This window comes from Yoonia sp. SS1-5 (genome assembly GCF_038443705.2).
Classification (GTDB): domain Bacteria; phylum Pseudomonadota; class Alphaproteobacteria; order Rhodobacterales; family Rhodobacteraceae; genus Yoonia; species Yoonia rhodophyticola.
Map to the genome: position 1 here is coordinate 4,098,012 of NZ_CP151767.2, position 13,063 is coordinate 4,111,074.

Consider the following 13,063-nt stretch of genomic DNA (forward strand, 5'->3'; position numbering starts at 1 on the left):
TTCGGCGGTGCCGCACTGAAACGGCGTGTGAGTTGGCAAGGGCCGCTGCCCTGCGGCGGCGATCCTCAGGACCCGCGCTTTGCCAAATCAATAAACGCCCGCAGACGACGCGGCATGTGACGTTTGCTGAGGTAGTTGATCGTGTGGCGCGGTTGGTCGGGGATCTGCCCGTCGAGAACCGATACCAACTCACCACTGGCAAGAAAGGGCTCTGCGGCTTGTGTGTAGACATAGGCGGCACCCACGCCGGCCCGCGCAAACTGCATCATCGCGTTGACGTCGTTCACCACCATGCGCCGTATTGGGTTCACGGAATACGGCCCCTCTTTCCCCCAGAACTTCCAGGGAATGATCTGATCCGCGGTGCCAAAGGCAAAATATATCCCGTCATGCGCAACAAGCGCGTCCGGAGTTTTGGGAATACCTTTCCGCGCCCAATATGCAGCCGAGCCAACAACACGCAGCTGCTGCGGGGGGCCAACGGCGATTGCGTGGGTATCAGCCTCTAGCAGATGTTCAAACCGAATTGCGGCATCAACGCCGGATGATACCAAATCCACCTTTCGGTCATCATAGATCACCTCGACATGCACATCGGGGTAGCGCGCCGCGTATTCGCAGAGCAGCTGATCAAGGAAAAACGGCCCGCTGCTGCGCGGCGCGCTTAGCTTGAGCGTCCCGCTGACGGTCTCTTGTCTTTCGTTAAGCTCGCGCAGGGCGAATTCGAGATCCTGAATTGCGGGCAGGCTTCTGTCATAAAGTTTCTGACCAGCCGTTGTCAGGGCGATCTTTCGTGTTGTGCGATCAAAAAGGCGCACGCCAAGCCGATCCTCGAAACGCTGTATGGCCTCGCTGACAGAACCCGCACCCAGTTTGAGGTTGTTGGCAGCGGCCCGAAAGCCATTGGCCCGCGCGACCTCGACAAAAATGGTCATATCACTGAGTTGATTGCGCTGCATTGTATGATTTTCCGATCAATGTGTTCGCGATTTTGCGGGTAATCGTAACGAAGTAAGGTCGCTATAGAAAGCGGCGGTCGCGCTGTCGTGAGGAAAAGTTCCCGGCTGCGGCACCGAAAAGTGACGAATTGACCAGCTGCCCCTCGCAACCAGAAAGATGCCAATATGAGCGAACAAGACAAAAAAGATGTTCAGGCCGTTATTGATACCTGGCTGCGCAGTCTGGATGCGGGTGACCTGCAAGGGATGCTGGATACATGTGATCCGACCTGCATCACCGCCAACGAAAAAACCCCGACAACCGTGGGTGTTGCGCCTATCCGCACGAAATATGAAGCCCGCATTGCGGCGGCGGATTTCAAATCCGGTTTCACGACCGAGCATATCGCAATTTATGGCGATTTCGCCGTCGTGGTCGGGTTTTTCACAGTCGAGATGACGTTCAAGGCCGATGGCAAGAAGGGTGGCGGGTCTGGCCGTTTGCTTCTGGGTTATCGCCGCCATGAGGATGGCGCGTGGAAGATGGTCGTCGATATGGACAACAATGCCTGACCCCGGAGGATCAATAGAAATGACAATGAAAATTGCAGCGAAACCGCGCGATATTGCGACTTGCGTCGCTGGCTACCTGAAAGATGGCGATCTGGAGGGGGTCGTGTCGATGTTTCATCCCGCATGTCAGATATTCTTTCCTGCCGATGCGCCGCCTTCGATAGGGCATGATGGCGCGCGCGCGGTTTTCAAGGATTTCGTCCCCATGCGCCCCACGTTGGACTCGACCGTGACCAGTGAGATCATCAATGGTGATACTGCGCTGCTGCAAGCGGATTGGCGCTTCAAGGAAGCGGATGGAAATGTGATCGCGGAAGGACAATCAACCGAGGTCGCGAAGAAACTGGCAAATGGCGGTTGGGGTTATTTTATTGACTGTCCCGACGGCCCGCCGTCGAAATAATATCTGATCATCGTTTCGGCGTCATAAGGATGGGTTGATGTGGTCCATAGCGTCGCGCCACCGCGTCAGCCCGTAAATTGCTGACTGCGCCGCAGCAGGAAATGCGCACTCTACCGATGTCGCCAAGATAAGTTTGCCGTCAGAACGGTTTGCAGTCTGAGGCCAGGTATGCAACCTCAACACTGCAAGTGACGGAGGCAGCGATGAAACGATCCCGCATCAACGAGATTATGGCCGAAGCGGACGAGATGATCCGATCCTACGGGTTCGTTCTGCCGCCATGGGCGTTTTGGACGCCTGCGGAGTTTCAGGAAAAGGCATCCGTTGCCAGCGCCGTGATTGATGCCCGCTGCGGCTGGGATATCACCGATTATGGTGCCGGTCGCTATGACGAGATGGGATTGTTTTTGTTTACCCTGCGCAATGGTCGGCTGGCCGATCTGCAGCGCGGCGGGGGCATGTGCTATGCTGAAAAGCTGCTGATCTCAAAGCAGGACCAACTGTCACCGATGCATACCCATGTCATCAAGGCCGAGGATATCATCAATCGCGGTGGCGCCACGATGGTGATCGAGCTCTACGGTTCGGACCCGGACGGAAATTTTGATGAGACCGCCGGTGGCGTGGTGATGTGCGATGGGCTCCGCCGTAGCTTCGGCCCCGGCGAAAAGCTGAAATTTGCCCCGGGTGAAAGTGTCACGCTGATGCCAGGCGATTGGCATGCGTTCTGGGGCGAGGGTGGCGATGTCCTGATCGGTGAAGTTTCCACCGTGAATGATGACGAGACGGACAATATCTTTCGCGAGCCGATTGGACGCTTCGCCAATGTTGAAGAGGATGTTGCGCCGACCCATCTGCTGGTCAGCGACTATAATGCGTGGCTGCGCCCGACGGGCTGAGTTCGCCTATTCTTAATGAGAAACCCGGACTTCAGAGCTTTAAGATTTGCTGTTTAATTCATTTAAATCAGTAATCTGTAAGGCTTTCTTGATGTTTTTTCGTCAGGTCAGCTGAACAAATCCGGATCAACGTACCACCGCGATGCCGCCCATGCGGCCCAACAGCTTTGGAATATGTTCCTTGAACCGAAAGAACCCGTGGGTGGCGTATGGCCATGCGGCGACATCGTAGGGGCGGATAATCCGCCTGATATTCTGGTCCGCCAGTGCGTCGGCCGTTGGTCCAACCGGTGGGTAAGATGTCAGGACTTGGCGCAGTCCGTGATCTTGCGCCCAGTCTGCCAGGTTTGCTGGTGCGATTTGATCCACGTGCCCCAGTGTGGCCGAAAAGCGTGTCGTACAAGCGTCCAACGCCTTGGCCACGAAGTCGGTAACGTTGGGCGCGACCTGCAAGGGGCTGCGGTGATTTGTCGTTCTGACGACCGCCGTCGCCTGCGGGGTGACCTGGTCGAGCAGCCAGCCGGGTGACAAATCTTCCTCGGTCAGGATCAATCCTGTCCGCTGGGTCGGATCAATCGGGTCGCTGACGGGAACTGCCCCTTTTTCGGGATGGGGTGGGCCGTCCAGCGGCGGGGCGAGTGTGGCAAGGCCCGTGGGCCGAAACCGCCCATTGGTGTATTTGTTTATGTTGTCGGGGCGCGCCAGATAGGTTTTGCCGCGCGTCTGCAGCCCGCCAACCCAGCGCCAGGACAGCGTGTTGGACGCCGGATCACCATCCAGCAGATGCCGCATGAAAAAATCGGCCCCAAGGGTCCAGGGCAGGCGCAAGGTGAAGATCCACATAGACGCAAACCACATGCGGGCGTGGTTGTGCAGGTATCCGGTCTCGACCAGCTCGTTGGCCCAATGGTCAAAGCAATCAATGCCGGTGGCGCCGTTGCAGGCGGCCTCCCATTCCTGACGTAGGCCGTTTTCTGTTTGAATGCGGTTCAGCGCCGCGTTCAAGTCGGATTTATATGCTGTCCAGACACCCGGCCGCATCTCTAGCCAGCCTTTCCAATAGGTGCGCCAGAAGACTTCCTGTATGAATTTTTCGGCCGCTTGTGGGCTGTGCCGGGCGGTGACGGCTGCAAGGACCTCTTCTTCGGTCAGGATGCGATGTCGGATATAGGGCGACAGACAGGACACATGCGCCCGCCCATCGTAATTTCGCCCCGTCGCGTAGGCGCGCCCGGCTTGTGGCACAAAATCCTGCAACGTTTTCAGCGCGGCGGTGTAAGTTGGATCAAACATAGCGGGGAGCTATCGCGCAACGCCCCGCTTTCAACCCCCGTGGCGTGTGATCAGGCGCTGACCGGTGTCAGATGCCCTGCAGCCTTGCAGTAGCAGCCCAGGATCAGCCCCCAATCGCGCAGATAGCTTGTGCTGACCGCGTCTGCCAACGGGCCCAGACTGTCCAGATCGCCATGGGTCAGGTCCACTTGGGTCCCGTCGCCATCGGCGTTGAAGCTGACTTGGACAATCGTTGCATCCGCCTCTGCCCCGCCCGGAAACCAGCTGAATGCCAGATAGCGGCCCGGATCGTAAGCGATCAGCCGGCCCCAGACATGGATCGTGCCGTCGTCGCCTTCTTCGATGATCGGCGCGCCCTTTTCTTTGGGAAAGCGCAGGTTGGGCGGCGTCCCGTCCTTGCCGGTGACCGTATGCTTTTCCTTGGGCCACCATGTGTCGATATCGCGCGTGAACAGCGCAAAGGCCTCTGTCGGTGTCAGCGGAACCCTGACGGATTTCCAGATCGGATCGTTCATGTGTTCTTTCCTTTGGCTTTTTCTTCGGCCGCCCGGGCGAACGCAGCCAGCGCGTCATCCCACAACGTATCGAGATATTTGCGTAGCTCCTCCACGCCACTCGGTGCAATCGCGTAGAGACGACGATTGCCTGCCGGTGTTACGGTTAGCAAGCCGGCGTCGGACAGGACGCGCAGATGCTGGCTGACCGCGGGACGGCTGACCTGCATATCGGCGGCGATGGCGCTGACAGGCAACGGGCCATGGCGTAATTTGTCGATGATGTCGCGTCGTGTTGGGTCGGCAAGGGCGGTGATTGCATGTGCGTAAGTCATGACTTACTGTAAGTTGGCGCTTACGATTCGTCAATCGTTGGTCCAACCCTTGAAGCCCCTGACGGCGGCCACTAAGACTCTGTCAGGATTTATGAAGTAGGACGACATCGTCCAACAGTGAGGCACCCTATATGCAAGACCCCGTCGAGACCTATATGAACCTTGTCCCCATGGTCGTTGAACAGACCGCGCGGGGGGAGCGTGCTTACGACATTTTTTCGCGACTGCTGAAAGAGCGGATCATCTTTCTTAACGGCCCCGTACATGATGGCATGAGCCAACTGGTTGTGGCCCAGTTGCTGCATCTTGAGGCCGAGAACCCCAAGAAGGAAATCAGCATGTATATCAACAGCCCCGGCGGTGTTGTGACATCTGGTTTGTCGATCTACGACACGATGCAATATATCAAACCCAAGGTCAGCACGCTGGTTATTGGTCAGGCCGCGTCGATGGGCTCGTTGCTGTTGACGGCCGGACAGGCGGGCATGCGTTTCTCGCTTCCCAACAGCCGTGTGATGGTTCACCAGCCGTCAGGCGGGTATCAGGGGCAGGCGACTGACATCATGATCCACGCCGCCGAGACCCAGAAACTCAAGAACCGCTTGAACGAGATTTACGTCAAGCATACCGGCCAGACCCTCAAGAAAGTCGAGGCCGCATTGGAGCGTGACAACTTCATGTCCCCCGAAGAGGCCAAAGACTGGGGTTTGATCGACGAGATCGTTGAAAATCGCGAGAAATCGGATGAGTGAACGCTCTGTTAACGTCACCGTGCGCATAGTCATTTAGACATTGTGGACCTTGTCGGGCTGTCCTAGTGTTGGGACCGGGGCAGCCCTGTTGATTTGAGAGGCCGAGCGGCCGAGAGGTTTGAGATGGCGAATACATCCGGTAGCGATAGCAAAAACACCTTGTATTGCAGCTTTTGTGGCAAGAGTCAGCACGAAGTGCGTAAGCTGATTGCCGGCCCGACGGTCTTTATCTGCGATGAGTGTGTTGAACTCTGCATGGATATCATCCGTGAAGAGACAAAGACTGCCGGCCTGAAAGCCGGGGACGGCGTGCCAACCCCAACCGAAATCTGTCAGGTGCTGGATGACTATGTCATTGGTCAGCTCCATGCCAAACGCGTCCTTTCGGTCGCGGTTCACAACCATTACAAGCGCCTGAACCATGCCGACAAATCTGACATCGAGTTGGCGAAATCAAACATCATGCTGATCGGCCCGACCGGTTGCGGCAAGACGCTGTTGGCGCAGACGCTGGCCCGGATTCTCGACGTGCCGTTCACCATGGCTGATGCCACTACATTGACCGAGGCGGGTTATGTTGGCGAGGACGTGGAAAACATCATCCTCAAATTGCTGCAGGCGTCGGAATACAATGTCGAACGCGCGCAGCGCGGGATCGTCTATATTGACGAGGTCGACAAGATCACGCGCAAGTCGGACAACCCATCCATCACCCGCGATGTCTCGGGCGAAGGGGTTCAGCAGGCCTTGCTGAAGATCATGGAAGGCACGGTTGCGTCCGTGCCGCCGCAGGGCGGTCGCAAACATCCGCAGCAGGAATTCCTGCAGGTCGACACGACCAATATCCTGTTTATCTGTGGCGGTGCGTTTGCCGGTCTGGACAAGATTATTGCACAGCGCGGCAAAGGGTCCGGCATGGGCTTTGGCGCGGACGTCAAGGACAATGACGAACGTGGCATTGGCGAGGTGTTCCAGGATCTCGAGCCTGAGGATCTTTTGAAATTCGGTCTGATCCCCGAATTCGTGGGCCGGCTGCCGGTCATCGCGACCCTGACGGATCTGGACGAAGACGCGCTGATCACCATTCTGACCCAGCCCAAGAATGCCTTGGTCAAGCAGTACCAGCGCCTGTTCGAGCTGGAAGACACCAAGCTGACCTTTACCGAAGATGCGCTGAGCGCCATCGCCAAACGCGCCATTGAACGCAAGACGGGCGCACGTGGTTTGCGGTCGATCATGGAAGATATCCTGCTGGATACGATGTTCGATCTGCCAGGCATGGATACAGTGACCGAGGTCGTGGTGAATGAAGAGGCCGTATCGTCTGACGTTGCCCCCTTGATGATCCACGACAAGGGCAACAAGAAAGAGCCTGCAACAGCCAGCTAAGGCCAGTGTCTGTTCGTCACATCAGCACCGGATCCCCGTTCGAGGCACAGATCGGCTATAGCCGCGCTGTTGTTGCGGATGGCTGGGTATTTGTAGCGGGGACGACAGGCTATAATTATCAAAGCATGACAATGCCTGATGCGATTGAGGATCAGTGCAAAAATGCACTGTCCACGATTGCGCAGGCTTTGCAGGAGGCGGGCAGCGATCTGGACCACGTGGTTCGGGTCAACTATTTTGTGCCGGATGCAGCGGAATGGCCAAAATGTTGGCCGATCACCTCTGCCGCCTTTGCGCAGGCCAAACCGGCGGCGACAATGGTGTCCGCGGGGCTGCAAAACCCCGAGATGAAGATCGAGATCGAGGTCACCGCCCGTCTTCCATGATGATCATGCTGGACGTAGCGGGCGCTTTGGTGCATCACCACCTCAAGACAACGGAGATATGATATGGGCCTCGCGCACAACATCAAACGCATTTTCACATGGTGGGACGGCCAGTCATTTGGCACGCAGCTATGGACCAGCCGGCACGGTGAGAAGGTGGGCGAGGACGCGCAGGGCAATACCTACTATCGCAACAAGGACGACAGTCGACGCTGGGTGATTTACAACGGTGAAAACGAGGCCTCGCGCGTCAGTCCCGATTGGCATGGCTGGCTGCATCGCACCTGGGACGAACCCCCGACCGAGGCCGCATTGGTCCATAAGGACTGGGAAAAGCCACATCAGGAAAACCTAACCGGCACGATGGCGGCCTATGCACCTGCCGGGTCAATCCGCAAGGCGGCACCGGTTGCGCGCGCTGATTACGAAGCGTGGTCGCCTGAATAGGGGCTGGCCATGCGTCTTATTCTCTCAACTATTCTGGCGGTCTTTTGCAGCGCGTCCCATGTCGCAGCACAGGATGTCAGCGCCGGGACCAGGGGCGAATTGCGCGTGCTGGACAAGCTGACCGGCACTGTCACAGATCTATCACTGCAAGTCGGCCAGACCAGCAATCTGGGCTATCTGGAGGTGACGCTGGTGCAATGCCGCTACCCAACTGATAACCCATCTGGCGATGCCTTCGCCGAAGTTGTCGTCTTCTACCGCGACGATGATGCCCCGTCATTTGCGGGCTGGATGCTGGCATCCGCGCCGGCGCTGAACGCGATGGATCATCCGCGTTACGATGTCTGGCCGCTGCGCTGTATGACGTCCTGAGCGGGCGGTATCGGCCCGGGCGCCGTGAATGATGCCTCACCGGCCACCGCATCGGCCAAGGCCGCGCGATAGGCGTTCCGTTCGATTTCGATAGCACCAAGACTGGCCAGATGCGGGGTGATGAACTGCGTGTCAAACAGGCTGAACCCGCCCAGACGGAGCCGATCAACAAGATAGGCCAATGCCACCTTGGACGCATCCGACACGCGGCTGAACATGCTTTCGCCAAAAAACGCAGCCCCAATCGTGACGCCATAGACCCCGCCAACCAATTGATCGTCTTGCCAAACCTCGATGGAATGCGCGGCATCGCGGTCAAACAGGGTGCAGTAGAGATCAAAGATCGTGGCATTGATCCATGTCTCGTCCCGGTCGGCGCATCCGGCGACAACCTGCATGAATGCCTGATCGGTGGTGACGCGCAGATGCCCGCGACGCATCGTCCGCGCCAGACTGCGCGAGATATGGAACCCGTTCAACGGAAATATCCCGCGCATGGTGGGGTCGACCCAGAACACATCCGGGTCGTCGCGCCCCTCTGACATGGGAAAAACGCCAATCTGATAGGCCTGCAGCAGCAGTTCCGGTGTCAGGACATTGTCGTCATCCGGCACGCGCCCTAACCGAGATTTTGGTCGAGCCAGTGTTCGAGCCAGTGAATATTGTAGTTACCAGTTTGCACGGCCTCTTCGGCCAACAATGCATGGAACAGGGGCACGGTCGTTTCTACGCCATCCACGATCAATTCCCCAAGCGCACGGGCCAAACGCGCCAGCGCCTCGGGCCGGTCGCGACCATGCACGATCAGTTTGCCGATCAGGCTGTCGTAGTAGGGCGGGATGCGGTAGCCATCATAGAGGGCTGAATCCATGCGTACGCCCAATCCACCCGGTGCGTGATATTGTGTGATCGTCCCCGGGCAGGGCGCGAAATTCGGCAGTTTTTCGGCGTTGATCCGGACCTCAATCGCATGTCCGTTGATTTTCAGATCGTCCTGCGTGAAGGACATCGGCAGCCCGGACGCGACCCGCAATTGTTCGCGCACCAGATCCACGCCAAAGATGCCCTCGGTCACCGGGTGTTCGACCTGTAGCCGTGTGTTCATTTCGATGAAATAGAACTCATCATTCTCGAACAGGAATTCGATGGTTCCCGCACCGATATAGTTGATCTTGGCAACCGCGTCGGCGCAGACCTTGCCGATCTTGGCCCGCAATTCGGGGGTGATGCTGGGGCCGGGTGCTTCTTCAAAGACTTTCTGATGGCGCCGTTGCAACGAACAATCCCGTTCGCCCAGATGTACTGCATTGCCTTTGCCGTCGCCGAAAACCTGAATTTCGATATGGCGCGGTGTCGTCAGATATTTCTCGATATAGACTTCGTCATTGCCAAAGGCGGCTTTGCCTTCTGCGCGCGCGGATTGAAACGCCTGTTCCATATCGGCAGCTGTCTTGGCGACTTTCATGCCGCGACCACCACCACCAGCGGTGGCCTTGATGATCACCGGATAGCCGATTTCGGCGCCGATCTTTTGCGCCTCGGCCAAGGTGGCCACGCCGCCATCTGACCCAGGGACACAGGGCACCCCAAGGGCCTTCATTGTGTCCTTGGCGGTGATCTTGTCGCCCATGATCCGGATATGTTCGGCGGTCGGGCCGATGAATGTCAGATCGTGATCTTCGACCACCTGCACAAAGGCCGCGTTTTCGGACAAAAAGCCATAGCCGGGATGAATGGCCTGCGCGCCGGTGATTTCGCATGCGGAAATGATTGCAGGATAGGACAGATAGCTTTGCGCTGACGCAGGGGGCCCGATGCAAATCGCCTCATCGGCCATGCGCACATGCATTGCGTCCGCATCTGCGGTTGAATGGACGGCCACCGATTTGACGCCCATTTCGCGACAGGCCCGGACCACTCGCAACGCGATCTCGCCCCGGTTTGCGATAAGGATTTTGTCGAACATGTAAGGACCCGCCCTATTCGATGATCACAAGAGGAGCGCCAAATTCCACCGCGCCGCCATCTTCGACCAGAATCCGCTTGATCGTGCCAGCGCGTGGTGCCGGAATGTGGTTCATGGTTTTCATCGCTTCGATGATCAGTAACGTGTCGCCTTCTTTGACAGCGCCACCAACGCTGACAAACGCGGACGCGCCGGGTTCGGGCGCCATATAGACGGTGCCGACCATGGGGGATGTGACAGCGCCCGGGTGGCTGGCGGGGTCAGACGATTCTGCCGCGGCTGTCGGGGCGGGGGCAGCCGGGGCCGCAGGTGCGGCTGGCGCCGGCGCTGCGGTGCCAACCGGCACATTCGTCTGGATCATTGTCTGTGTCTGTCGACTAACGCGTACATTCAGGCTGTCATTTTCGCCATAGTCGCGCTTTACCTGCAATTCTGTCAGGTCGTTTTCACGCAGCAGCTCTGCCAGTGCCTGAATGAAGCTGACGTCGCTGTCGTGAGAGGTTTTGTTGCTCATCTTGTCCTCGGCCCGTTGCCTATATTCGCGGCGTTCGCACGACGTTACGTCACACGCCTTGCGACTTCTTATAGGGCAAGGGGGCAGAGGTGGAAAGCGGGCCTGTTGGAAAATGCGTTCGTGTCTAGCCGTCTGTTGTTTCAACAGGTTCCGGTGCATCCATCGTCGCGACCTGCGGCGAAGCAGGTGATGGTTCAGGCGTCGCGGTGGCGCCATCATCTGCCGCCTTGCCGGGACGTTCACGGGTCGTCACGGCGTCATCGGTTGCGGCAGGATCGGTTTCGGTATCCGACGCCTCTGGCACGGGTTCTTCGCGTTCGAACGGCAGCATAGGCACGTTATAGGGCCGCAAGGTCCGGTCAGGAGGGGCGATTTCAGATGCGGTTTCGGGAAAATTGCCGCCTGACAATCGCGCATTGACGACCTGTGCCACAAAGGGGCGTTCGGCCGGCAGGGTGGCGGCACCGTCCAATGCCTTGACGGCCGGAACAGTCGTGTCGACATAGCGCTGCGGCGCAGGCGTTAGCGGGGCTGCGATTGCAGCTTTGGGGGGCAGGGCAAGTGTTGGGTCCATCGTCCAAATCTCCGAAAAGAAAGAGAGTTGGGTACGATTTTGCCGTTTGCGGATTACCAGTTCATTAATGCGGAAACGCGAAATACCCGCATTTTTAGGTAAACGCGCGGGGCACGTGGCCCCGCCCCGGCGCAATAGTGGCTATCAGATCGCCAGATACTGCGCGCGCAGGTTCTCGTCATCCAGAACCTCTGCCGCCGAGCCATCAAACACCACCGTTCCGGTATCCAGAATGACGGCCCTGTCCGCCAGTTTCAGTGCTGCAACCGCGTTTTGTTCAACGATGACGGTTGTGATGCCTTGGTCACGAATAATGCCCAGCGTCTTTGCGATTTCCTGAACGATGACCGGGGCCAAGCCCTCATACGGCTCATCCAGTAGCAAAACCTTGATGTCGCGGGCCAATGCGCGGGCGATTGACAACATCTGTTGCTCACCCCCTGACAGGGTGACGCCTTCTTGCTTGCGCCGCTCGCCCAGGCGCGGAAACAGGTCATAGATACGGTCCAGCGACCAGCCCTTGGGCGGGGCAATCTGGGCAAGTTGCAGATTTTCCTCGACCGTCAGGCCCGGAATGATGCGTCTATCCTCGGGGACCAGGGCGATACCGGCAGCGGCGGCCTGATGGCTGCGCATCTCGTGCAGCGGCTGATGATCCAGCCAGATTTCACCATGGGTGAGGGCCGGATCATCAAGGCGGGCAATCGTGCGCAGGGTCGATGTCTTGCCCGCACCATTGCGCCCGAGCAGGGCGAGGATTTCGCCCTCGTGGATGTTAAAGCTGATATTCTGGACGATGTAGCTTTCACCGTAATAGGCCTCGATCTCCCAGACGCTCAGATAGGCGGGATGCGTGGCCGCGTTGTTGGCGTGTTTGTTGAATGGTGCGTTCATGTCGATCTCCGAATGTCAGACTTGCGATGAAAGCCTGCGGATAAATGTTGGGGCGAGTTCTGCGGGCTAGACCTGCGCTTCGCCAAGATAGGCTTCGCGGACTTTGGGATGGCCCTTGATGTTGTCGGGGATGTCTTCGACCAGCGGGGTGCCTTGGGCCAGAACGGTGATCCGTTCGGCCAGCGAGAAAACAACGTTCATGTCATGTTCGATGATCGCCATGGTAATCCCGCGTTTGACGCGGATTTCCTTCAACAGGTTGATCGTGTTTTCGGTATCGGCACGGGCCATACCGGCAGTTGGTTCATCAAGCAGCAACAGCCGCGGATCCTGGACGAGGCACATCGCCATTTCCAGGCGCCGCTTGTCGCCCCGCGACATGCTTGAGGCGGTCATGTGCATCTTTTCCAGCATATTCACATCGCCAAGGATTTCCTCGGCCTGTTGCTGAATGCCCTTTTCGGCAAAGACGCTTTCGATCGCATGCATCCGGAACGACCCGTCACGCTTGGCAAAGCAGGGGATCATCACATTTTCGAACACGGTCAGGTCACCGAAGATCTCGGGTGTCTGGAACACACGACTGATGCCCATCTGGTTGATCTCATGCGGTTTGCGCCCCAGCACGGATTGCCCGTCAAACATGACAGATCCGCTATCCGGGATCAGTTTGCCCACCAGCACGTTCAGCAGGGTCGATTTGCCCGCACCGTTCGGGCCGATGATCGCATGCACTGTATTCTCGGCAACGCTGAGGTTGACGTCGCCCAGTGCCTGCAGCCCGCCGAACCGCTTGTTGATGCCTTTGACTTCAAGAATTCCCATCGGTCTTCT

The 13,063-nt window shown here is 57.9% G+C and carries 18 protein-coding genes; 8 read left to right on the forward strand and 10 right to left on the reverse strand.

Annotated elements, in window-relative coordinates; genetic code table 11:
• Positions 1-65: 65 nt before the first annotated feature.
• Complete coding sequence (locus AABB31_RS21780; protein WP_342076175.1) at positions 66-959, reverse strand: LysR family transcriptional regulator; 894 nt, start codon at positions 957-959, stop codon at positions 66-68.
• A 165-nt stretch (positions 960-1,124) separates the two neighbouring features.
• Between AABB31_RS21780 and AABB31_RS21785 the strand changes: the two genes are divergently transcribed.
• The 3 genes from AABB31_RS21785 (at position 1,125) to AABB31_RS21795 (ending at position 2,813) form a co-directional block, all read left to right on the forward strand.
• Positions 1,125-1,511 (forward strand): DUF4440 domain-containing protein, encoded by a 387-nt coding sequence (locus AABB31_RS21785; protein WP_342076174.1) that lies wholly within the window; start codon positions 1,125-1,127, stop codon positions 1,509-1,511.
• 19 nt (positions 1,512-1,530) lie between these two features.
• Positions 1,531-1,914: a nuclear transport factor 2 family protein gene (locus AABB31_RS21790; protein ID WP_342076173.1), complete on the forward strand. Its 384-nt coding sequence runs from the start codon at positions 1,531-1,533 to the stop codon at positions 1,912-1,914.
• Positions 1,915-2,117: 203 nt separating this feature from the next.
• Entirely contained in the window at positions 2,118-2,813 is a 696-nt protein-coding gene (locus AABB31_RS21795; RefSeq protein ID WP_342076172.1) for a D-lyxose/D-mannose family sugar isomerase, read from the forward strand.
• Positions 2,814-2,939: 126 nt separating this feature from the next.
• On the opposite strand, the gene AABB31_RS21800 is transcribed toward AABB31_RS21795, so the two are convergent.
• The 3 genes from AABB31_RS21800 to AABB31_RS21810 are packed head-to-tail and all read right to left on the reverse strand — an operon-like array spanning position 2,940 to position 4,935.
• Positions 2,940-4,106: an FAD-binding domain-containing protein gene (locus AABB31_RS21800; RefSeq protein ID WP_342076171.1), complete on the reverse strand. Its 1,167-nt coding sequence runs from the start codon at positions 4,104-4,106 to the stop codon at positions 2,940-2,942.
• Between the two features lie 50 nt (positions 4,107-4,156).
• Positions 4,157-4,621: an SRPBCC domain-containing protein gene (locus tag AABB31_RS21805; RefSeq protein WP_342076170.1), complete on the reverse strand. Its 465-nt coding sequence runs from the start codon at positions 4,619-4,621 to the stop codon at positions 4,157-4,159.
• Positions 4,618-4,935, reverse strand: coding sequence for a metalloregulator ArsR/SmtB family transcription factor (locus AABB31_RS21810; RefSeq protein WP_342076169.1), 318 nt, complete (start codon positions 4,933-4,935; stop codon positions 4,618-4,620). The genes AABB31_RS21805 and AABB31_RS21810 overlap by 4 nt, the downstream gene beginning before the upstream one ends.
• Positions 4,936-5,066: 131 nt before the next feature.
• Here AABB31_RS21810 and AABB31_RS21815 point away from each other — a divergent pair, with 131 nt between their 5' ends.
• The 5 genes from AABB31_RS21815 (at position 5,067) to AABB31_RS21835 (ending at position 8,281) form a co-directional block, all read left to right on the forward strand.
• Complete coding sequence (locus AABB31_RS21815) at positions 5,067-5,687, forward strand: ATP-dependent Clp protease proteolytic subunit (RefSeq protein ID WP_342076168.1); 621 nt, start codon at positions 5,067-5,069, stop codon at positions 5,685-5,687.
• 123 nt (positions 5,688-5,810) lie between these two features.
• The gene (gene clpX / locus AABB31_RS21820; protein ID WP_373635329.1) at positions 5,811-7,076 is read left to right on the forward strand and encodes an ATP-dependent Clp protease ATP-binding subunit ClpX; all 1,266 of its coding nucleotides are present in this window, start codon (positions 5,811-5,813) and stop codon (positions 7,074-7,076) included.
• A gap of 5 nt (positions 7,077-7,081) precedes the next feature.
• Complete coding sequence (locus tag AABB31_RS21825; protein ID WP_342076167.1) at positions 7,082-7,462, forward strand: RidA family protein; 381 nt, start codon at positions 7,082-7,084, stop codon at positions 7,460-7,462.
• 63 nt (positions 7,463-7,525) lie between these two features.
• Positions 7,526-7,909 (forward strand): NADH:ubiquinone oxidoreductase subunit NDUFA12, encoded by a 384-nt coding sequence (locus AABB31_RS21830; RefSeq protein ID WP_342076166.1) that lies wholly within the window; start codon positions 7,526-7,528, stop codon positions 7,907-7,909.
• A 9-nt stretch (positions 7,910-7,918) separates the two neighbouring features.
• Positions 7,919-8,281, forward strand: coding sequence for a DUF2155 domain-containing protein (locus AABB31_RS21835; RefSeq protein ID WP_342076165.1), 363 nt, complete (start codon positions 7,919-7,921; stop codon positions 8,279-8,281).
• Here AABB31_RS21835 and aat read toward each other — a convergent pair.
• The 6 genes from aat to AABB31_RS21865 form a co-directional block, all read right to left on the reverse strand.
• On the reverse strand, positions 8,245-8,895 hold the full coding sequence (gene aat / locus AABB31_RS21840) for a leucyl/phenylalanyl-tRNA--protein transferase (protein WP_342076164.1): 651 nt from the start codon (positions 8,893-8,895) through the stop codon (positions 8,245-8,247). The two genes, AABB31_RS21835 and aat, sit on opposite strands and share 37 nt — an antisense overlap.
• Before the next feature lie 5 nt (positions 8,896-8,900).
• Entirely contained in the window at positions 8,901-10,247 is a 1,347-nt protein-coding gene (gene accC, locus AABB31_RS21845) for an acetyl-CoA carboxylase biotin carboxylase subunit (RefSeq protein ID WP_373635330.1), read from the reverse strand.
• 13 nt (positions 10,248-10,260) lie between these two features.
• Positions 10,261-10,761: an acetyl-CoA carboxylase biotin carboxyl carrier protein gene (gene accB, locus AABB31_RS21850; RefSeq protein ID WP_342076163.1), complete on the reverse strand. Its 501-nt coding sequence runs from the start codon at positions 10,759-10,761 to the stop codon at positions 10,261-10,263.
• Positions 10,762-10,885: 124 nt separating this feature from the next.
• Positions 10,886-11,335, reverse strand: coding sequence for a hypothetical protein (locus AABB31_RS21855; RefSeq protein ID WP_342076162.1), 450 nt, complete (start codon positions 11,333-11,335; stop codon positions 10,886-10,888).
• A 144-nt stretch (positions 11,336-11,479) separates the two neighbouring features.
• The gene (locus tag AABB31_RS21860; RefSeq protein WP_342076161.1) at positions 11,480-12,229 is read right to left on the reverse strand and encodes an ABC transporter ATP-binding protein; all 750 of its coding nucleotides are present in this window, start codon (positions 12,227-12,229) and stop codon (positions 11,480-11,482) included.
• 66 nt (positions 12,230-12,295) lie between these two features.
• Positions 12,296-13,054 carry an ABC transporter ATP-binding protein gene (locus AABB31_RS21865; RefSeq protein ID WP_342076160.1) on the reverse strand — a complete coding sequence of 253 codons (759 nt, stop codon included), beginning with the start codon at positions 13,052-13,054 and terminating at the stop codon, positions 12,296-12,298.
• Between the last annotated feature and the right edge of the window lie 9 nt (positions 13,055-13,063).